A 20,925-nucleotide genomic window follows, 5' to 3' on the forward strand; every position below is an offset into this window, starting at 1 on the left:
GCTTCGGTAGCCGCGCGTCGCATCCTGTTTGCCGGATTGGCTCTCAGGCCGGCAGCCGCTCGAGCTGCGCGGTCAGCTTGTCCAACGTAACCTTGAATTCTGCCAGTCTTTTCTGCTCCTGCTCAACGACCGCAGCGGGTGCCTTTGCGACGAAACTGTCGTTGCTCAGCTTGGCGGTGCATTTTGACACCTCGTTTGTCAGACGTGCGATCTCTTTTGACAATCTCTCACGTTCAGCGGCGACGTCGATTTCGACCTTCAGCACGAGCTTGTCCGTCCCGACGATCGCGACCGGTGCACCTTCCGATGCCGCGTCGAGCGTCGCTTCGTCGGCGATGATCTGGACTTCTGACAGACGCGCGAGCGCTTGTGCATACGGCGCGAAGGTGGCGAGCCGTGCGGCGTTTCCGGTAGCGAGCAGCGGCACCTTCGTGGCGGGCGAGAGGTTCATTTCGCCACGCAGGTTGCGGCACGCATCGATAACAGCCTTCAGGTCCGCGGCCCACGTTTCGGCGGCTTCGTCGATCTTCTTCGGCTGAGCGACAGGATACGCCTGCACCATGATCGACGCTTCGCCGGCGGCCACGTTCTGCGGATACGCATCGGTCAGCGGTGCGACCTTTTGCCAGAGCGCTTCCGTGATGAACGGAATGACCGGATGCGCGAGGCGCAACACCGTCTCCAGCACACGCAACAGCGTGCGGCGCGTGGCGCGCTGTTGCGCCGGCGTGCCGCTCTGGATCTGCACCTTCGCGAGTTCCAGATACCAGTCACAGTATTCGTCCCAGACGAACTTGTACAGGGCGTTGGCCACATTGTCGAAGCGATAGTCGGCGAAACCCTTCGCGACTTCCATTTCCACGCGCTGCAGCAGCGAGACGATCCAGCGGTCGGCCTGCGAGAAGTCCGTGTAGTCGCCCGGAGCGCAGTCGCCCGGCTCGCACGGACCGGGCTTCGAGAAGCCGCAGTCGTGACCTTCGCAGTTCATCAGCACGAAGCGCGTGGCGTTCCACAACTTGTTGCAGAAGTTGCGGTAGCCCTCGCAACGCGCGAGATCGAAATTGACATTGCGTCCGAGCGTGGCCATCGACGCCATCGTGAAGCGCAGCGCATCGGTGCCGAACGCGGCGATGCCGTCCGGGAACTCCTTGCGCGTCTTCTTTTCGATGGTGGCGGCCTGCTTCGGGTTCATGAGGCCCGTGGTGCGCTTGGCGACCAGCGCTTCGAGGTCGATGCCGTCGACGATATCGATCGGGTCGAGCGTGTTGCCCTTGCTCTTCGACATCTTCTGGCCTTCGGCGTCGCGCACGAGGCCGTGCACGTACACCGTCTCGAACGGCACCTTGCCGGTGAAGTGCGTGGTCATCATGACCATGCGCGCGACCCAGAAGAAGATGATGTCGAAGCCCGTCACGAGCACGGAGGAGGGCAGGAACGCCTTCAGTTCGGGCGTCTCGGCAGGCCAGCCCAGCGACGAGAACGGCACGAGCGCCGACGAGAACCACGTGTCGAGCACGTCTTCGTCGCGCTTCAGTGCGCCCTTGTAACCCTTGGCGTCGGCTTGCGCGCGGGCCTCTTCCTCGGTCTTCGCGACGAAGATCTCGCCGTTTTCGCCGTACCACGCCGGAATTTGATGGCCCCACCAGAGCTGGCGCGAGATGCACCAGTCCTGGATGTTTTCGAGCCACTGGTAGTAGGTCGTCGTCCAGTTTTCCGGCACGAATTTGATCTGACCGTTGCGCACGACGTCGAGTGCGGTTTCGGCGATCGACTTGCCTGGGTTGAACGTGCCTTCGGGCGCCGGCTTGCTCATCGCGACGAACCACTGGTCCGTCAGCATCGGCTCGATCACGACGCCCGTGCGGTCGCCGCGCGGCACCATCAGCTTGTGGGGCTGCACCGATTCGAGGAGGCCAAGCGCCTCGAAGTCGGCGACCACCTGCTTGCGTGCCTCGAAGCGATCGAGGCCGCGGTACTTTTGCGGCGCGTTGTTGTTGATCTTCGCGTCGAGCGTGAGGATCTCGATCATCGGCAGGCCATGGCGCTGGCCCACCTGGTAGTCGTTAAAGTCGTGCGCCGGCGTGACCTTCACGACGCCCGTGCCGAATTCGCGGTCGACGTATTCGTCGGCGATGATGGGGATCTCGCGGTCCGTCAGCGGCAGCTTCACCATCTTGCCGATCAGATGCGCGTAACGCTCGTCTTCGGGATGGACCATCACGGCCGTATCGCCGAGCATCGTTTCCGGACGCGTCGTCGCAACCGTAAGATGACCCGAGCCGTCCGCGAGCGGATAGCTCAGGTGCCACAGGTTGCCGTTTTCTTCTTCGCTCGCGACTTCGAGGTCCGAGACGGCGGTGAGCAGCACCGGGTCCCAGTTCACGAGGCGCTTGCCGCGGTAGATCAGGCCCTGTTCATAGAGGCGCACGAACACGTCGCGCACGGCGGCCGACATCTTGTCGTCCATCGTGAAGTACTCGCGCGACCAGTCGATCGACGCGCCGAGGCGGCGGACCTGGCCCGTAATCGTCGAGCCCGACTGCTGCTTCCATTCCCACACGCGTTCGACGAACTTCTCGCGGCCGAGGTCGTGGCGCGAAATCTTCTGCGCGTCGAGCTGGCGCTCCACGACGATTTGCGTCGCGATGCCCGCGTGGTCGGTGCCCGGAACCCACAGCGTGTTCTCGCCGAGCATGCGGTGATAGCGCGCGAGACCGTCCATGATCGTCTGGTTGAACGCGTGCCCCATGTGCAGCGTGCCGGTGACGTTGGGCGGCGGCAACTGGATCGAGAAGTTGTTGCGGCCGGGCGTGAAGGTCGCGGCGGCGTAGCCGCGGCGCTCCCATTCGGGGCCCCATTGGGCCTCGATCGTCTGGGGCTCGAAGCTTTTCGCTAGCGTGCTGTCGCTCATGGGTGGAATCTGCCGAAAAAGAATGCGGAAACCTTCGATTATAAGGGGAATGCCGCTCGCCTCGATGGTGGTGGCCGGTGCGCGAAGCGCCCGGTGTGGCGGATGAGGCGGACAACGGCGGCCGAACCCACCGCGCGGCAATGCGTCCGGAGCGGGCATTCGAGATACGGCGACGGTGCGGCGGCCGTGGGCGTGGCGGCCCGGGTGCGCGCGGCGTCGGCGACAGGCGGGACTTATAATGGCGCTCGGCCTTTCATCGGCGCGCGCTTCATTTACCCGCGCGCGCATCCTAACCGCCCGCGCCACATGCCCGATCTGCTTGCAAACCTGAACCCCGAACAACTGGCCGCCGTCACGTTGCCGAACGAACCGGCGCTGATCCTCGCCGGGGCCGGCAGCGGCAAGACGCGCGTCCTGATCACGCGCATTGCGTGGCTGATCCAGCAGGGGCTCGCGTCGCCCGCCACAATTCTCGCCGTGACCTTCACGAACAAGGCCGCGCGCGAAATGATGGGGCGTCTGCAGGCGCTTCTGCCCATCGACACGCGCGGCATGTGGATCGGCACCTTCCACGGCCTGTGCAACCGCATGCTGCGTGCGCATTTCCGTGACGCGGGCCTGCCGCAGACCTTCCAGATCCTCGACACGGCCGATCAGCTTTCCGCCATCAAGCGCCTGATGAAGGGCCTGAACGTCGACGACGAGAAGTACCCGCCGAAGAACCTCCAGTACTTCATCAACAACGCGAAAGAGCAGGGCTTGCGACCGAAGGACGTCGACGTCACGGACAACTTCAACCGCAAGTTCGTCGAACTCTACGAAGCCTACGACCAGCAGTGTCAGCGCGAGGGTGTCGTCGATTTTGCGGAGCTGCTGCTGCGCTGCTACGAACTGCTCGCGCACAATCCACCGCTGCGCGCGCACTATCAGGCGCGCTTTCGCGACATCCTCGTGGACGAGTTTCAGGACACCAACAAGCTCCAGTACGCGTGGCTGAAGCTGCTGGCGGGCGCGAACAACGCGATCTTCGCCGTGGGCGACGACGACCAGTCGATCTACGCGTTCCGCGGTGCGAATGTCGGCAACATGCGCGACTTCGAGAACGAGTTCCGCGTGAAGCACATGATCAAGCTCGAGCAGAACTACCGCTCGCACGGCCACATCCTCGACGCCGCGAACCATCTGATCGCGCATAACTCGCGCCGCCTCGGCAAGAACCTGCGCACCGACGCGGGCCACGGCGAGCCGGTGCGCGTCTACGAGGCGGCGACCGATTCGCAGGAAGCGGGCTGGATCGTTGAGGAAATTCGCGCGCTCATCAACCAGGGCCTCGCGCGCAACGAGGTCGCGGTGCTTTATCGCAGCAACGCCCAGTCGCGCACGATCGAGCACACGCTCGTGAATGCGGGCGTTCCGTACAAGGTGTACGGCGGCCTGCGCTTCTTCGAGCGTCAGGAAGTCAAGCACGCGCTCGCGTATCTGCGCCTCATCGACAACCCGAACGACGACACCGCGTTCGCGCGCGTCGTGAACTTCCCGACGCGTGGCATCGGCGCGCGCTCGATTGAACAGCTCGCCGACGCGGCGCGGCTCTACAACTGCTCGATGGCCTCGGCGATTCCGTATGTCACGGGCAAGGCCGGATCGAGCCTCGCGTCGTTCGCGAATCTCATCGCGAAGATGCGTGCGGAAACGGCGCAGATGAGCCTGCCGGAGACGGTCGAGTACACGGTGCGCATGAGCAGTCTCGCCGATTTCTATCAGAACGAGCGCGAAGGCCAGGACCGGCTGGAGAACCTGCAGGAACTCGTCAATGCGGCCACCGCATTTGTGAGCGAAGAGGGCTATGGGCTCGACACGCCTGCACGTTCGATTCCGCTGCGTCCGGGTGCATCGTCCGTGCCCGAGATCGTGTCGCAGGACGGCGAAATCGAAGTGCTCGACGCACCCGCCATCACGGATCCCGCGCAGAATCCCGACGTCATGACGCCGCTTGCGGGCTTTCTCTCGCACGCGTCGCTCGAAGCGGGCGACAACCAGGCGCAGGCGGGCCAGGACGCCGTTCAGCTGATGACCGTGCACGCGGCCAAGGGCCTTGAGTTCTCTGCTGTGTTCATCACCGGGCTCGAAGAGGGGCTTTTCCCGCACGAGAACAGCGCGATGGAAGCAGACGGCCTCGAAGAAGAGCGTCGCCTGATGTATGTCGCGATCACGCGCGCGAAGGAGCGGCTCTATCTCTCGTTTGCGCAGAGTCGCATGCTGCACGGCCAGACGCGCTACAACGTGCGCTCGCGCTTCTTCGACGAACTGCCGCAGGAGACGCTCAAGTGGCTCACGCCGAAGGTCGAGGCGGGCGCACGCTGGGGCGGCCGCTCCGACAACGCGGGCTGGGGTCGCGACTGGTTCGCGCGTCAGGGTGGGGGCAATGGCGGTGGTCGCGAGCGCGACGCCTACGTCGCGGACAACACGCCGTTGCCGTCGTTCGCCAACGAACAGCGTGCGGCCGAGACGGGCTTTCGCGTCGGTCAGCAGGTCTTCCACACGAAATTCGGCGAAGGTACGATCACGGCACTCGAAGGCAGCGGCACCGACGCGAAGGCGCAGGTCCGCTTCAAGCGCCACGGCGAGAAGTGGCTCGCGCTAGCAGTGGCGAAGCTGCAGCCGGTGGAATGACCGGGCATGGCCAGAACGCTCTGGCCTGACTGAATCTCACGGAAAAATACAACGATGAATACAACGTCCCGCGCCCCGGTGCGCTCGCTCGGTGTGCTCGCCGCACTGCCCCAGGAGCTCGGCGATCTCCTCGCTACGATGCAGGCCGGATCGGGTGTCGTGACGCGTACGCTCGGACAGCGCGACTATCACGTCGGCACCGTGCACGGTGTGCCCTGCGTCGTGACGCTCGCACGCGTCGGAAAGGTTGCGGCCGCGGCCACGGCGAGCGCGCTAATCCATGCATTCGATGTCGAGGCGATTGTGTTCACGGGCGTGGCGGGTGGTGTCGGGTCGTCGGTGCATATCGGCGACATCGTGGTCGGCGAGACGCTTTTGCAGCACGACATGAACGCCGAGCCGCTCTTCCCGCGCTTCGAAATCCCGTTGCTCGGGCGTTCGAACTTCGACGCGGACCGCGCGCTCGCAGCGATGCTCGCTGACGCGTGTGAGCGCTTCGTCGCCGAAGAGGGCACGGCGCTGGCGGCGCACTTCCGGACGGCGATGCCGCGCGTGCATCGCGGGCTTGTGATCAGCGGCGACCAGTTCGTTGCCAGTGCGCAGGCAGTGGGCACACTGCGCGAGGCACACCCCGAAGCGCTCGCGGTCGAAATGGAAGGGGCGGCGATCGCGCAGGTCTGTCACGAGTACGGCGTGCCGTGCACGGTGGTGCGCACGATTTCCGACACGGCAGATGAACACGCGAGCACCTCGTTCACGACGTTCCTCACCGATATCGCCGGTACCTATTCCACGGGCATTCTCAAGCGTTTCCTGGCTGCGTACGCGGCTCAGTCGCGCTGATCCGGCAGCGCCGCGTGAAGCCCTGAAGGGCGAAGCGGCGGGAACCGGTTGAAGCACCGACTGAGCGTCGCGAACGTGCGACGCTCAGCCGGCATTCAAGCGCAGATTAGGCCGCGCGATTCGCGACGGCTTCCCGGATCTGCTCCAGCGCCGAAGCGTCTTCGATCGTCGGCAGATCGCCCGGATCATGACCTTCGGCGAGTGCCGCGATCGCACGGCGCAGCAGCTTGCCCGAGCGGGTCTTCGGCAGCATCGCGACGAAGTGCACGCGTGCGGGCCGCCCGATGGCGCCGAGATTGCGATCGACGGTCGCCGCGATCGACGCTTCAAGCGTTTTGGCCGCTGCCGGATCGGCGGCGGCATTCGCATCGCGCAACACGACGAACGCCAGCGCCGCCTGGCCTTTCAGCGCGTCCTCCACGCCCACCACGGCCACTTCCGCGACCGACGCATGCGATGAAATCGCTTCCTCGATCTCGCGCGTGCCGAGGCGGTGACCGGCGACGTTGATGACGTCATCGGTGCGGCCGAGGATCGTCACGTAACCCTCGGTGTCCTGCACGCCCCAGTCGAACGTCGAGTAGACCTGATGGCCCGGCACGCTTTCCCAGTACGTCTTCACGAAACGCGCGTCGTCGCCCCAGACCGTCTGCATGCAGCCCGGCGGCAATGGGTAATCGATCGTGATCACACCTTTTTCGCCCGTCGCGCACGGCTCGCCTGTGTTCTCGTCGCGCAGCGTGAGCCCGTAGCCGTAGACGGGCACGCCCGGCGAGCCGAGCTTTTGCGGCAGCGCCTCGACACCGCGTTGAATCGCGAGCATCGGCCAGCCGGTTTCGGTCTGCCAGTAGTTATCGACAACGGGCTTGCCGAGCGCGTCCGAGATCCACGAGGCCGTCGGTTCGTCGAGCGGTTCGCCAGCAAGGAACAGCGTGCGCAGGCTCGACAGATCGGCGGCACGCAAGAGAGCCGGGTCCTGTTTCTTGAGCACGCGGATCGCCGTGGGCGCGGTGAACATGAGGTTGATGCGGTACTGCTCGACGAGACGCCACCAGATGCCGCCGTCGGGGCGGATCGGCGTGCCTTCGTACATGACGGTCGTCATGCCCGCGAGGAGCGGCGCATAGATGATGTAGCTGTGCCCGACCACCCAGCCGATATCCGATGCGGTGAACATTGTGTCGCCGGCGCGGCCTTCGAAGATGTATTCCATCGATGCCGCGAGCGCGACCGCATAGCCGCCGACGTCGCGCTGCACGCCCTTGGGCTTGCCGGTCGTGCCCGAGGTGTAGAGGATGTACGACGGTTCGTTCGATTCGAGCCATTCGCACGGGATCTGCGCGTCGGAATACTGCTCGCGCAGCGGTTCGTAATCGACGAAATAGCTCGCTTTCACGCGATTGGGCGCGAGCTTCCGGTCGATCAGCAGCACCTTCTGCGGGGCGTGTTGTGCGCGCGACATGGCTTCGTCGACGAGCGGCGTGTAGTCGATGACCCGGCCGCCGCGCGCGCCGGCGTCGGCGCTTACGATCAGCACGGGTTTCGCGTCGTCGATGCGCGCGGCAAGCGACGGCGCCGCAAACCCGCCGAACACCACCGAATGGATCGCGCCGAGCCGCGCGCACGCGAGCATGGCGAACACGGCTTCGGGGATCATCGGCAGATAGATCAGCACACGCTCGCCGCGTTTCACGCCGAGCGAGCGCATCACGGCAGCCATGCGATTCACTTCGGCGTGGAGTTCGGCGTAGGTGTACTGACTCTCGATGCCGGTCTCGGTCGAGACGTAGACGAGTGCGTTTTGCTGCGCACGCGTGGCGAGATGGCGATCGACCGCGTTGTAGCACAGGTTCGTGCGACCGCCGCAGAACCAGCGCGCGAAGGGCGGATTCGACCGGTCGAGCACAGTGTCGAACGGCGTTTCCCAATGGATGCGCGACGCTTCTCGCCGCCAGAAGTCTTCTGGGGCGTCAATCGATTCGCGGTGAAAGTCGCGGTAACTGCGCATGAAAACACTCCTCCTGTTGCCCGCACCTGGCGCTTCGGCGCCTGGTGCTGTCCCATGTAAAACGCGTGCGGCTGTATCGCCGTCGTGAATTTTTCAGGATAGTGCAGTGCAACGCAGGCGGACAACGCGGGTTCTCCATGATGCGCCCCGTATTTGTTTGACGTCGATCTATTCGACGTCAAACTCGGCGCATGAGGCCGCGGTGGGGGCTAGGCGGCGGTGCGCACGCCGGGCATCGGTGCTTCGCGCCGACGCGGGGCGGCTCGCCAGCGCCGTAACTGGCGGCAGGCCGCTTCGACGGCCGGCTCCAGCTTCGCACGCACGACGGGACCGAGGTCGGCGCCATAGGCGTCGAGTTTGAGCGGCTGTACGCCGATCAGCACGACCTGGCGCGGTGCGCGGCCCTTGAGTTGCGCGCAGGCAAGCACATCGGCGAAATCCATCAGACGTGGGCACACGCCGCGTGCGCGCAAGTGTTCAAGTGCGGTGTCGTTGATGCATAGACGCAGCGTGCCCGGTGCGACGTCGAAATCCGCGGTACTAAACACGATCAGCCTGTCGGCGGCTTCGACGAGCGGCAGCAATGCGCGCCCCTGCGTGCCGCCATCGACGACGTCAACGTTCGCCGCGCATTGCCAGTCCGCCTTGAGGCGCTCGACGGCGCGCACGCCGAAGCCCGCATCGCCCCACTGCGTGTTGCCGATGCCAAGGACGACGATGCGCTCGCGCGTGGGCGAGGCGGTGCGCCAGGCTACGTGGATACGGTTCAGGTTCACGCTGGAGGATCGGCATCGGATTCGGAAATGAGAATAATCTTGGGTCACTCCGAATTTAGGCTTGATTTAAATCAAATTTAAAGGGACTTAAAGATTATTTGAAGCATCCTGGCATTGCCTGTATTTGTTCTGTCGGGACAAGTTTGGCTGAAATTAAAAAAGAGCGCCCGAAGGCGCTCTTTGTCTTATTGCTGGTAGCCCCATCGCGTTTTGGGCGGCGCGTCAGGTTCCCGGTTTCACGATCACCGTGCAGGTCGTGCCCGCCGCGAGGATCATGTCGTCCGGCACCTTGTCGATGTGGATGCGCACCGGCACGCGCTGCGCGAGTCGCACCCAGTTGAACGTCGGGTTCACATCGGCCAGCAGTTCTCGGCTTTGCGGATTGTCGCGGTCGTAGATGCCGCGCGAGATGCTCTCGACGTGGCCCTCGAGCGTGCCGCCGCTCATCAGCTTGATCTCGGCCTTGTTGCCCAGCTTCACGTGCGGCAGCTTGGTTTCCTCGAAGTAGCCGTAGACCCAGAACGAGTGGCTGTCCACCACGGCAAGCTTCGCCTGGCCCGCGACTGCGTAGTCGCCCTTGAATACCTGGAGGTTCGTCACGTAGCCGTCCACGGGGGAGACGACGCGCGTGCGTTGCAGATTGAGCTTCGCGGCGTCGAGTGCAGCGAGTGCCTGCTGGTACTGCGCCTGCGCGGCGTTCGCGGTGTGCGACGCGTTTTCGCGGTTTTCCTTCGAGACGACGAGGCTGTCCATGTCGGCGCGGCGCTTCGCATCGTCCTGGCGCATCGTCAGTTCTGCCTTGCGCGCGGCCACGGCCGCCTGCGCTTCTTCCACGGCGATCTGGTAGTGCGATGGGTCGATCTGCATCAGCAGGTCGCCTTTGTGGACGAACTGATTGTCCTGCGCGGGCAAGTCGACCACCGCACCGGAGACGTCGGGCGCGATGTTGACCACTTCGGCGCGCACGCGGCCGTCGCGGGTCCACGGTTCGTCCATGTAGTGGACCCACAGCACGCGCCCGATCAGGATGGCGACGATGAAGATAATCGCCGTCGCGATAAAGCCAATGATGTTTCGGAGTGTCATGATTGTTCGGACTACTGGGCGGTTCAACGGTAGACGGCGAGGCCGAGCACGCAGCAGACGATCACGAGCAGGCTCACACGAAAGAGGGAGGGGTGCCAGACGACGCGGTAAATGCCCGTGCGGGCCAGTACGGAGTCGAGCACCCAGGTGATCGCCGAGCCGAGGATGAACAGCAGGACGATCGCCGGAATGTAGGCGTCGAGGAACGCGACGTCACGCGGCATGGTTGGCTCCTTGCGGCGCGCCTTCGTTCGCCGTGCGTGCCGGGTGTGCCTGTTGCGGCGACAGCGGCGATTGCGGGTCGATGAGCGCGGTACGGATGAAATGCAGATGGCTGAGAATGCGCTGCAGTTGATGGCGTTCTTCGCGTGGCGCTTCAATGCTTTGAAGCAACGCCTGGGCTGCGCCGATGGCCGCGTCGGTGGCGGCAAGCGCTTTCCGATAGCTGCGCTCGCCAGGGCGCGCGAAAAGCGCGCTCACTGCGCCGAGCATCGCGCGGATCGCTTCGCGCCATGCCGTGCCCGCTGCGTAGCAAGGTTGCGCCGGCAGCGTGGAGAGTTCGTTGCGCAGATCGATCACGGCGTTGCCCACTTCGAGCACCGAAAAGAGCCAGCGCAGCGTGTCGCGCTTGAGCGAGTGGTCGGCGCCCGCTAAAGCGTTGATCTGGTACATCAGATCGCGCGCGCCGCTCTCGAAGTGGTTGCGCAGGCCTTTCAGCCGCGTGCGGCAGGCATGCACGACCTGGCTGCGCAAATCCGCGAAGAGACGGTTTCGCAGCCACGGCGTGGAGGGCGGAAGGAACACGGCGAAGGCCGCTGCCGAAACTGCGATCCCCGCGACGAGTGCGAGCGCGTCGTTCATGTAGCTCATCGGGTTGTACTGGATCACGTTGTCCGGGCCCGCGAGAAAGCACAGGAAGATGCAGTAGCCCATGCCGATGCCCGCGTACTTGGGGCGCGTCGTGAGGAATACGCCGAACGCGAGCGCGGGCGCCAGCACGAGCGCCAGCAGCGGGAAGCCGTCGATGTGCGGAAACACGCCGAACGTGAGGACCATGCCGACGAACGAGGCGAGCACGGTGCCCACGGCCATCTGGTTCGCAGTGCGCGCCGGGAAAGGCGACGCCGCCGCTAGTGCGCTCGTTGCCGCCGCGTTGAGGACGAGATTCGTGCCGCTCGGCCAGGCTGTGGCGATCCAGAACGCGCCGAGCAGCATCATTACGACCGCCGCGCGCAGTCCTGCGACGCCCGCCGCGATCCAGTTCGTCTTCGGCACGTAGCGCGCGATCCACTTTTCGCGTGCGTGGGAGTCGACGGCGAGCGATGCGTAGGTCTCCGTGTACTCGTGCATCTCGTGGATGAAGCGATAGAGCAGCTCAGTCGCCGTGTCGAATTCGAGGAGATTCGCGGCGCCGTTCGCAACGAGCCCGGCGCGCGTGGCGCGCACTCGCTTGGGGAGCGTCGCGCGCCATGTTTCGAGCTGCTGCGAAACGTGCACGGCATCGGCGGCCGAGAGCACCGGCTCGCCGCCCCTCGCGAGCAGTGGCGGGATCTCATGGAAGTACGGCTCGAGCGCTTCGACAGTCGACGATGCGTTTTCGCCGCGCAGCCGGTTCATCAGTTGATGAAGCGCATGAAAACGCGTGGAAGCGGTCATGAACTCGCTGTTCAGGCGTGCAAATCGACCGGCCCTGCCGCGCGATTCGGGCGACTCGAAAATGGCGCCGCTGCGCGTTGCCTCGAAGTTGACCACGTCCGCGACGAAGCGCGCGTTGGTCGCCTCGATCTGCGAGCGCTGGACGCGTCCTGCGAGCACCCCCGACACGTAATCGACGAACGACGAGAAACGCTGGCGCACCGTCGAGCGCAGCAGGTTGCCCGAGTATTGCGGAAACACGACGGCGCTGACGAGGCCCGAGCACAGAATGCCGAGCGAGATTTCAGCGACGCGTGTGAGGGCCGACATGAACGCGGTGTCGGGATGCTGCGAGGCCGGGATGCCGATCAACGCGGCGGTGTAGCCCGCGAGCACGAAGCCATAAGAGCGGAAGTTACGGTTGCGCGCGGCGCCGGCCGTGCAGATGCCGACCCACAGCGCAGTCGATACGATGAACAGCTCCGGCTGCTGCGCGAACAGACCGATCAGCGCGAGCATCACGACGAGGCCGACGAGCGTGCCGCAGATCCGCCACGTGCTCTTCGCGAACACCATGCCGCTTTGCGGCTGCATCACGATGAAGACGGTGGTCATCGCGGTGCGCGGTTGCGGCAAGTCGAGCTTCATCGCGATCCAGAGCGCAAGTAGCGCCGCGATGATCGCCTTGAACAGATAGATCCAGACGAGACCGTCGGTGCGCGCCCAGTCGGCGACGGCAGTGGCAAAACGCGGGCCGGACGCACGCGTGGATGTCGAGGAGGAAGACTGCATGCGCGTGGCCTTACTCGTCGCGCTGGACCGGGCGACTGGACGGCGCGTCGGCGGCGGGGAGTCTCGGCGCGAGCAGTGCGGCGGGCGCGAGCGGCACGTCGCGTGTCTTTTTGCCGTGTGCCGGCAGTTGTTCGGCGTCGGTCGGCCCGAGCGCTGCAGGGCCATCCGACGGTGCGATCGCGCCGCCGCCCAGCGCCGCCACCAGCGTGGCCTGGGCGGTGAGGCGTTCCGCGCCGATGCGTGCGAGGCCTTCCTGCGCGCGCAACAACTGCGTCTGCGCGATCAGCACATTCACATAGTCGGTGAGACCGCGGCGAAAGCCTTCCCTCGCGAGATCGAAGTTGCGCTGTGCAGCCGCGACCGAACGATGCGCGTCGTCGTCCTGGGTCGCCAGCGACCGCATGCGCACGACCTGGTCGGCGATTTCCTTGAGCGCGGTGACGATGGTCTGGTTGTACTGTTCGACGGCGATATCGTAGGCCGCCGACTGCGCGCCGAGTTGCGCGCGCAGACGCCCGCCGTCGAAGATCGGCAGCGAGAACGCGGGGCCAGCGGTGTAGCCGCCGCTCATCGACTTGAGGAACTGGAACAGCGGGCCCGCTGCGGCATAGCCGCCCATCGAGAGGAGCAGGTTCACGTTCGGATAGAACCCGGCTTTCGCGACGTCGATACCGCGCGCCTGCGCGGCCACGACCCAGCGCGCCGCGACGATGTCGGGGCGATGGCCGATCAGCTCGGCAGGCAACGCCGAGGGAAGGCCCGCCGGGCTCGCGAGCGAGAGCGCCGGGCGCGTGATCGACTCGCCTGCGCCGGGTCCCTTTCCCGCGAGCGCGGCAAGCTGGTTCTTGCCGAGCGCGATCGCTTCTTCGAGCGCATCGACCTGGCGCTCGTATTCGGGCAGCGGCGTTTGCGCCTGACTGACTTCGAGCTGTGTGCCGATGCCACCCGCAAGGCGCTTTTGCGCGAGGGCGAGGATGTTCTGTTGCTCGCGAAGTGTTTGCTGCGCGATATCGAGCAACGCGTAGTTCATCGAGAGTTCGATGTACGCGCGCGTCACGTTGACTTCGAGTTCCAGCCGGGCAGCACGTGCATCGGCGGCGCTCGCGTGTGCGAGGTCGAGCGCGCGCTCGGCGCTGTTTTTGTCCTGACCCCACAGGTCAAGGTGGTAGGAGAGGCCGAGCGTTGCGGTGTTGTTCCAGGTATTCGTGCCGGCGAGCGGACCCGGGCCGTAGAAGACGTTATCGGGCCATTGCTTGCGCTCGATCGACATGTCGCCGTTGATCTGCGGAAGGAGGCCCGCTGCGGCGACGCCCGCCATCGAGCGCGCCTCGCGCACGCGCGCCTGCGCGGCTGCGAGCGATGGATTTCCGGCGACCGATGCGTCGATCCAGGCGTTGAGTTGCGGGTCGTTATAGCTTCGCCACCAGTCGCTGACGGGCCACTGGGCGTCGGTGTCGGCCGCGCGGATGGCGGAGCCGGCGTCGAGTTGCGACGCGTTGGTCCGCGTGGCCTGCGGGGCAATGCCCCCGGTACTGGCGCAACCCGCGATTATCAACGAGAACGTAAGAACTCCCCATGCTACGAGTCCTTGCGATGTCGAAGGGCGCACAATTTACTCCCGATCTTAACTATAGAACAATGAGCGCCATTATATTTTTTGATCTATTCCCGAATAACCGGTAAGAATGCAAGGCATTCTTGCCACAACTGAGACAATTGACCTTGCAAAATATGTAACAATCCTTCTATCAAAAAAGGATTGGTATGGACACGCTCCAAAACATGCGGGTATTTGTTCGGGTGGTCGAGGCGGGCAGCTTCACGGGCGCCGCGCAACACCTGAATACAACGACTGCATATGCTTCGCGCGCGGTGTCGGATCTGGAGGCGCATCTGCGCACGCGTCTTCTGAACCGTACGACACGCCGGATCGCGCTCACGGAGGCGGGGGAGCGCTACCTGCAGCGCTGCGAGCAGATCCTCGCGTATGTTGACGAGGCGGAAGCGGAAGCGGGTCACGCCCAGGCGCAGCCCGCGGGCAAGCTGAAGATCCACGCGATGACGAGCTTCGGCCAGCACTATGTCGTCCCGGCGGTGGGAGCGTACCAGCAGGTCTACCCGGACGTGAACGTGGAGCTGACGCTCGCGCAGCGCATGCCGGACCTGCTCGACGAGGGCTACGACGTGGCGCTCGTTCTCGCAACCGACCTGCCCGATTCGGGATTCGTCTCGCAGCGCATCGCGAGCGCGTTCAGTATCGCGTGCGCGTCGCCTGCGTATCTGGAGCGCCGCGGTGTGCCGAAGACACCCAGCGATCTCGCCAATCACACCTGCCTGCAACTCGTGACGCCGGTTTTCCCGACCTCGCAATGGCAGTTCAGCGGCCCCAAGGGCGAAGAGACGGTGAACCTCGGCACGGCAACGTTCCAGGTGAACGTCGCCGAGGCAATGGCGGTGGCGGTGCGCGAGGGCATGGGCGTCGGCCTCTTGCCGATCTATTCGGCTATCGGCGGGCTGCGAAGCGGCGAACTCGTCTGGATCCTGCCCGAATACAAGTCGCAGGAGATGAATGTGTACGCGATGTACCCGTCGCGTCAGTATCTTGACGCGAAGATCCGTACCTGGGTCGAACTGCTGCGCGAGAGACTGCCCGTCACTTTCGCGAACGATCAGACCGAACTGCGCAAGTTCGCGCGGACCTGAACCTGAACGCGGTGCCAGTGTGCGTGCCGGCGGTTCGGGCTGCTTCACAGGCTACCGGACTTGTGACAGGCCGTTACAGGCGATGCGTATCGCAACACTTCCTTACGCCCGGGCTTCCGGCGCTTTGCTAACGTAGCGGGACTCTTTGCCGCCAACGTTCAATTCGCCAGACCCGGAGGATTTCCATGGATACGCATCTGATGATCGGCATCGCCGTGATGATGGGCCTGATCGGCATCGCCGCGTCACGCGATCTTCTGAGCATGCGCCGCTCGCGGCTTCAGCCGGTGTCGCTGCGCGCACGGCGCGCAGACGATGCGCCGGCACGGTCGCGAGGCTTGCGCTGAGCGTGTCGCTGGCTCGGCGCGTTTCATTCGCGTGACGGCGGGAAGTACGGTGTCCGAAGCTTCACCCTGACACGCGCCAACATTCTTCTTTCTTTCAGCGAGCGTGGCTCGCACAGTGCGCTAACTCGATCAACGCGGATTTTCCGGTGGGTTCCCGCCCTGGTGGCGCCGACCCGCTGCGTCTGCGCCCGTCAAATCTCCACGACCTTGTCCCACGCGAACGCGGGGTTCTCCGGCAGCCCGGTGCGGCGGTCGCGATAGCCGCGCGGATTGCACACGACGCGTGTGCCGTTGATCGCGTAGTCGAAGCACGAGTGTGTGTGGCCGTGCACCCATAGCGCAACGGGTGCTCGAACCAGCGCATCGAGGTCGCTCACGAAGCCCGCCGACACCAGATCATCCGCGTAGCGCTCAGCCAGGCTCTGCCGGTGAGGCGCGTGGTGCGAGACGACAATCGTCTTGCCCGCGAACGGCTTCGCAAGCTCCTCTTTCAGCCACGCGAGTGCGTGCGCGTGCAGCGCGAGCGTGTCCTGCGGCGTGAAGTCGTGCGCAAGTGCCCCAGGGCTGTCCGGCCACGATACCTGGATCAATCCGCGAAAGTCGAGCATCACGCGCTGCGCGGCGGCAATCGACTTCGCGCGCGCCTCTTCGTCGGCGCCATAGAGCGCGAAGTCCGTCCACAGCGTCGTGCCGAGCACGCGCCAGCCGCCTGCCGGATCGACGAGCGTCGAGTTATTCAGGAAGTGGACGTGGTCGACGGTGGATGCGGCATCGCGCATCGCCGTTTCCAGCGCGCCGAACTCGCCGTCGTAGTACTCGTGGTTGCCCGGTACGTAGACGACCGGCACCTGCGGATCGAATGTTTCAGCCGCCCAGCGCAAGCCGAGCGCGTGGTTGTGGATGTCCCCCGCGAGCACGACGAGATCGGCCTCGGCATGCGGGATCGTGTCAGGCTCGTCGTTCTCGAGATGCAGGTCGGACAGCACGCGGATCTTCACGATGTCGTCTCCAGATTGACTCCACCAGCGCGCGCAATCAACGCAGCACCTTGCCCGGATTCATGAGGTTCAGCGGATCGAGCGCCGTTTTGATCGCACGCATCAACTTCAGTTCGACCGCGCTCTTGTAGTGCGCTGCCTCGTCGACTTTCAACTGCCCGAGGCCGTGTTCCGCGCTGATCGTTCCGCGATGGCGCTGCACGCTGTCGTAGACGATGCGGTTCAAGGTTTTCTCGTTTTCCGCGAGGAAACGCTTCGGATCGCCGCCTTCGGGCGCCTGTACGTTGTAGTGCAGGTTGCCGTCGCCGAGGTGGCCGAAGGTCACCATGCGGGCACCTGGCACCTCACGTGCGATCTCGGCGTCCGTCTCTTCGATGAACTGGCCGATACGCGAGATCGGCACGCCGACGTCGTGCTTCACGTTCAGCCCTTCCTGCGACTGGGCGAGAGAAATGTGTTCGCGCAGGTCCCAGAACGCCTGCGATTGCGCGAGGCTTTCGGCGACCACGGCGTCTTCCACAAGGCCCTCTTCGAGCGCCGTTTCCATCAGGCGCTCGAAGAGCGTGCGCGCGTGTTCCTCGCTCTCGTTGTCGGAGAGTTCGAGTAGCACGACCTGCGCATGCCGCGTCTGGAACGGATAGCGCAGCTGCGGGAAATGGCGCCCGACGAGCTGCATGCAGAAGTCCGACATCAGCTCGAAACCGGTCAGTAGCGGCCCGGCGTGGCGTTGTGCGAGCGCGAGGAAATCGAGCGCGGCGTACGCAGAGCCGAGTCCGGCGAGCGCGGTGACGCGCGCGGCCGGCTGCGGATGCAGTTTCATCACGGCGGCAGTGATGACGCCAAGCGTCCCTTCGGCGCCGATGAACAGGTCGCGCAGATCGTAGCCGGTGTTGTCCTTGCGCAGACCGCGCAGGCCGTCCCAGATCTCGCCTTCCGGCGTGACGACTTCGAGTCCGAGGCACAGCTCGCGCGTGTTGCCGTAGCGCAGTACGCCCGTGCCCCCGGCGTTCGTCGAGAGGTTGCCGCCGATCGTGCAACTGCCCTCCGACGCGAGCGACAGCGGGAACAGACGCCCGGTTTCGGCCGCGCGCGTCTGGACGTCGGCGAGGATCACGCCGGCTTCCGCGGTGATGGTGTTGTTGTGGGGATCGATCTCGCGTACGCGGTTCAGGCGCCGCAGGCTCAGCACGGCTTGCTGGCCGGACGCGTCGGGTGTCGCGCCGCCCGCGAGGCCGGTATTGCCGCCTTGCGGCACCAGCGCCACGCGGTGCTCGCGAGCGAGCTTCACGATGGCCGCGACTTCGCCGGTGTCAGCCGGGCACAGCACCGCGCGCGCTGCGCCTTGATAGCGGCGGCGCCAGTCGCCGAGGTAGGGCGCCGCGTCGTCGGCGTCGGTCAGGACGTGCTGCGTGCCGATCGCGGCGGCGCAGGCTTCGAGAAAGGCGGTGTTGCTCATGATGTCGGGGTGTGGGCGCGGGCGGGGAAACGCGAGCGTCGCTCGTAACTTTGGGCAGATGTTTCAGTGTGACACGGCTGACGTGACCGCGGTGCGCTCGCTCTCAGGCGGCTGCTGTGGCGTGACGGCGTCTGGGCGGTGTCGGCGGCGCGATCTGTGCGCCGCCTCGCCGGTTGGCGCGGCGGCCGTGCAGCTGACACACGTTTATGCCGCTTCCCGCTTGCGCCGCCGCGCCGCGCGCTTGAACGGCGCGACGTAGGCGAGTGCACACGCGAAGAAGCCGATCGCGAGTGCGACTTCGACCCACCCGAGCCGGTTGCCCGGCATCGGATCGGTCATGCCGCGCACGATGCCTTCCGCGAGATAGAGCAGCACCAGCATCGACGCCCACTGCAGCGTATAGATGCGCCGGCGCAGCACACCCGGCAGAGCGATGATGAGCGGTAGCGCCTTCAGCACGAGCGCGCTACCACCTGGGCGGAGCGGGGCAAGCCGCCATTCCCAGGCGACGCAAAAAAGTGCAAGTGCCGCGAGCGTGACGAAAGCGCCGAGCGCGGCGCGGCGGTTTGGCGTGATGGTGTCGGACATTTGGGTAGCGTCGCGCGTCGATTGCGTGGCGTGGGGTGCGGTGGCCGCGCGCGGCGAGTCGGCCGCAGGGGCGTCGTCGGGCGCGTATGTGTCGCCGCGCCCGCTCACGGTTGCTCACCCAGCGCGGTCGCCGTGCGCGCGAGCCGTGCACCGAGCGCGAACGCAAGCGCTTTTTCGTCGGCGGACAGGCCGTGGCCATGGCCGTCGGCGCGCGCGTGGTGCGACGCGCCGTAGGGCGTGCCGCCGCTTTGCGTGGTCGTGAGAGCGCTCTCGGTATAAGGGATGCCAAGGAGCAGCATGCCGTGATGCAGGAGCGGCAGCATCATCGAAAGCAGCGTGCTCTCCTGGCCGCCGTGGAGGCTTCCCGTCGACGTGAACACGCAGGCCGGCTTGCCCGCGAGCGCGCCGGAGAGCCACTGCGGCGTGGTGCCGTCGAGGAAGTACTTGAGCGGCGCGGCCATGTTGCCGAAGCGCGTCGGCGAGCCGAGCGCGAGGCCCGCGCATTCTTCGAGGTCGCGCAGTTCGGCGTAGGGCGGGCCATCGTCGGGGATATCGGGCTGGGTGGCTTCGCAGACCGTCGAAACGGGGGGCACGGTCCGCACGCGGGCCTCGGCGCCGGGGATGCTGTCGATGCCCTGGGCAATCGCGCGCGCCAGGTCGAGGGTCGCGCCGTGCCGGCTGTAATAAAGCACAAGGATGGGTTTCATAGGCCTCGTCGGTGGTCGCGATATTATATAAGGCTGGGTTGGCCGCTCATGCGGCGCATCGTTTCGGGAAGGTGGGCAGATGGACGTGTTGTCGAGAATTCGCATCGATCTGGACATCGTGAAGCGGCTCGCGCGCTTCGCCGTGCGGCGCAGCCGTGAAGATCGCATTCCGCAGGTCGCGGGCAGCCTCACGTTCACGACGATGCTCTCGATCGTGCCGCTCGCGACAGTCGCGTTCGCGCTTTTCACGGCGTTTCCGGACTTCGCGTCGTTCCAGAATTCACTGCAGGCTTTTCTGGCCGATCACCTGATGCCTGCGCAGATCAACAGCCAGATCTTCCGGTACCTCAATCAGTTCGCGTCGAAGGCCAAGGGCCTGACGACGATGGGCATGATCGTGCTGTTCGTCACGTCGGTGATGACGATGATGACGGTCGAGTCGGCGTTCAACCTGATCTGGCGCGTGCGCAAGTCGCGGCCTTTCGCGCAGCGCGTGCTCGTCTACTGGTCGATTCTCACGCTCGGTCCGATCCTCATCGGCGTGAGTCTCTCGATCTCGTCTTACTTCTTTACGCGTTCGCTCGCCATCGCGACCGAGCAGCACGTCTCCGGACTGATCGACTGGGTGCTGGCAATCGCGACGCTGCCGCTCACCGCCCTTGCGTTCACGATGCTCTATGTCTATATGCCGAACTGCCGCGTCGCGTGGCGCGATGCGCTGGTGGGCGGCATCGGCGCGGCCGTCGCGTTCGAATTCGCGAAGCGCGGCTTCGGCTTTTACGTGCGGCGCATTCCGACCTATACCGCTGTCTACGGCGCGTTTGCGGCCGCGCCGATGTTCCTGATCTGGATGTATCTGAGCTGGTTCATCACGCTCGTGGGCGCGATGATCACATCGGCCCTGCCGGAGATCCGCACGGGGCGCTTCGACCGTCCGCGCTTTGCCGGCAGTGACCTGCTCGATGCGCTCGAACTGCTGGCGCAACTTGCCCACTCGCGCGAGGCGGGGCAGCCCGGGCGTACGGCAGAGCAGCTTGCGCAGGTGCTACGGCGCGACCTCGCGACCGTGACGCGGCTCATCGACCGCATGGAGCAGGACTTGCTCGTCGGGCGTCTGGAAAATGACGGGGCGAAACCGCAGTACCTGCTGATCGCGAATCCCGCGGCCATTCCGGTGTCGAGACTCTTCGAGCGCTTCGTGATCGATCGAAAGGAACTCGCGTATCAGCTCAAGGCGAAGTCGAGCGGCCTCGATGCGCGCACGCTGCTCGACGCACTCGACAACGATAAGCTCGCAGTCTCGCTAGCCACGTTGCTGGCAGCATCGCGCGCCGAGGCGGACAGCGCGGTAGAGGAGAGTGGGCAACCGCGTCCATCGATGCCGCATCAGGCGGCTTGATGC

Annotated in this window: 16 protein-coding genes; 5 read left to right on the forward strand and 11 right to left on the reverse strand. The window is 65.2% G+C overall.

Translation table 11 applies throughout. From position 1 onward, the window contains the following. Positions 1-43: 43 nt before the first annotated feature. A complete protein-coding gene (locus L0U80_RS05170) occupies positions 44-2,911 on the reverse strand; it encodes a valine--tRNA ligase (protein ID WP_233862914.1) in 2,868 nt (955 codons plus the stop codon). 306 nt (positions 2,912-3,217) lie between these two features. On the opposite strand from L0U80_RS05170, the gene L0U80_RS05175 reads away from it, so the two are divergent. Beyond that, on the forward strand, positions 3,218-5,584 hold the full coding sequence (locus tag L0U80_RS05175) for a UvrD-helicase domain-containing protein (RefSeq protein WP_233862915.1): 2,367 nt from the start codon (positions 3,218-3,220) through the stop codon (positions 5,582-5,584). A gap of 54 nt (positions 5,585-5,638) precedes the next feature. After that, a complete protein-coding gene (locus L0U80_RS05180; RefSeq protein ID WP_233862916.1) occupies positions 5,639-6,427 on the forward strand; it encodes a 5'-methylthioadenosine/adenosylhomocysteine nucleosidase in 789 nt (262 codons plus the stop codon). A gap of 106 nt (positions 6,428-6,533) precedes the next feature. Here the strand turns inward: L0U80_RS05180 and L0U80_RS05185 are convergent, their stop codons facing one another. The 6 genes from L0U80_RS05185 to L0U80_RS05210 all read right to left on the reverse strand — a co-directional run bounded on the left by L0U80_RS05185 (position 6,534) and on the right by L0U80_RS05210 (position 14,333). Beyond that, the gene (locus L0U80_RS05185) at positions 6,534-8,435 is read right to left on the reverse strand and encodes a propionate--CoA ligase (RefSeq protein ID WP_233862917.1); all 1,902 of its coding nucleotides are present in this window, start codon (positions 8,433-8,435) and stop codon (positions 6,534-6,536) included. A 209-nt stretch (positions 8,436-8,644) separates the two neighbouring features. Next, positions 8,645-9,211 carry a HyaD/HybD family hydrogenase maturation endopeptidase gene (locus L0U80_RS05190; protein ID WP_233862918.1) on the reverse strand — a complete coding sequence of 189 codons (567 nt, stop codon included), beginning with the start codon at positions 9,209-9,211 and terminating at the stop codon, positions 8,645-8,647. Between the two features lie 222 nt (positions 9,212-9,433). Next, on the reverse strand, positions 9,434-10,297 hold the full coding sequence (locus L0U80_RS05195) for an efflux RND transporter periplasmic adaptor subunit (RefSeq protein WP_233862919.1): 864 nt from the start codon (positions 10,295-10,297) through the stop codon (positions 9,434-9,436). Between the two features lie 23 nt (positions 10,298-10,320). Next, positions 10,321-10,521, reverse strand: coding sequence for a DUF1656 domain-containing protein (locus tag L0U80_RS05200; RefSeq protein WP_124153461.1), 201 nt, complete (start codon positions 10,519-10,521; stop codon positions 10,321-10,323). After that, the gene (locus L0U80_RS05205) at positions 10,511-12,724 is read right to left on the reverse strand and encodes an FUSC family protein (RefSeq protein ID WP_233862920.1); all 2,214 of its coding nucleotides are present in this window, start codon (positions 12,722-12,724) and stop codon (positions 10,511-10,513) included. The genes L0U80_RS05200 and L0U80_RS05205 overlap by 11 nt, the downstream gene beginning before the upstream one ends. A gap of 10 nt (positions 12,725-12,734) precedes the next feature. After that, positions 12,735-14,333 (reverse strand): efflux transporter outer membrane subunit, encoded by a 1,599-nt coding sequence (locus L0U80_RS05210; RefSeq protein ID WP_233862921.1) that lies wholly within the window; start codon positions 14,331-14,333, stop codon positions 12,735-12,737. A gap of 155 nt (positions 14,334-14,488) precedes the next feature. Between L0U80_RS05210 and L0U80_RS05215 the strand changes: the two genes are divergently transcribed. Both L0U80_RS05215 and L0U80_RS05220 read left to right on the forward strand, forming a co-directional pair. Then, positions 14,489-15,427 carry a LysR family transcriptional regulator gene (locus L0U80_RS05215; RefSeq protein WP_233862922.1) on the forward strand — a complete coding sequence of 313 codons (939 nt, stop codon included), beginning with the start codon at positions 14,489-14,491 and terminating at the stop codon, positions 15,425-15,427. A 185-nt stretch (positions 15,428-15,612) separates the two neighbouring features. Next, positions 15,613-15,774 (forward strand): hypothetical protein, encoded by a 162-nt coding sequence (locus L0U80_RS05220; protein WP_233862923.1) that lies wholly within the window; start codon positions 15,613-15,615, stop codon positions 15,772-15,774. A 191-nt stretch (positions 15,775-15,965) separates the two neighbouring features. Here the strand turns inward: L0U80_RS05220 and L0U80_RS05225 are convergent, their stop codons facing one another. The 4 genes from L0U80_RS05225 to wrbA form a co-directional block, all read right to left on the reverse strand. After that, positions 15,966-16,772, reverse strand: a complete 807-nt coding sequence (locus L0U80_RS05225) for a metallophosphoesterase (RefSeq protein WP_233862924.1) — start codon at positions 16,770-16,772, stop codon at positions 15,966-15,968. A 37-nt stretch (positions 16,773-16,809) separates the two neighbouring features. Further along, positions 16,810-18,228 (reverse strand): FAD-binding oxidoreductase, encoded by a 1,419-nt coding sequence (locus L0U80_RS05230; protein ID WP_233862925.1) that lies wholly within the window; start codon positions 18,226-18,228, stop codon positions 16,810-16,812. 204 nt (positions 18,229-18,432) lie between these two features. Then, on the reverse strand, positions 18,433-18,816 hold the full coding sequence (locus tag L0U80_RS05235; RefSeq protein WP_233862926.1) for a DUF2069 domain-containing protein: 384 nt from the start codon (positions 18,814-18,816) through the stop codon (positions 18,433-18,435). A 104-nt stretch (positions 18,817-18,920) separates the two neighbouring features. Further along, positions 18,921-19,523, reverse strand: a complete 603-nt coding sequence (wrbA, locus tag L0U80_RS05240; RefSeq protein WP_233862927.1) for an NAD(P)H:quinone oxidoreductase — start codon at positions 19,521-19,523, stop codon at positions 18,921-18,923. Between the two features lie 79 nt (positions 19,524-19,602). Between wrbA and L0U80_RS05245 the strand changes: the two genes are divergently transcribed. Then, positions 19,603-20,922 carry a YihY family inner membrane protein gene (locus L0U80_RS05245; protein WP_233862928.1) on the forward strand — a complete coding sequence of 440 codons (1,320 nt, stop codon included), beginning with the start codon at positions 19,603-19,605 and terminating at the stop codon, positions 20,920-20,922. The last annotated feature ends 3 nt before the right edge of the window (positions 20,923-20,925 follow it).

It is taken from the genome of Paraburkholderia adhaesiva (genome assembly GCF_021390575.1).
GTDB lineage: Bacteria > Pseudomonadota > Gammaproteobacteria > Burkholderiales > Burkholderiaceae > Paraburkholderia > Paraburkholderia adhaesiva.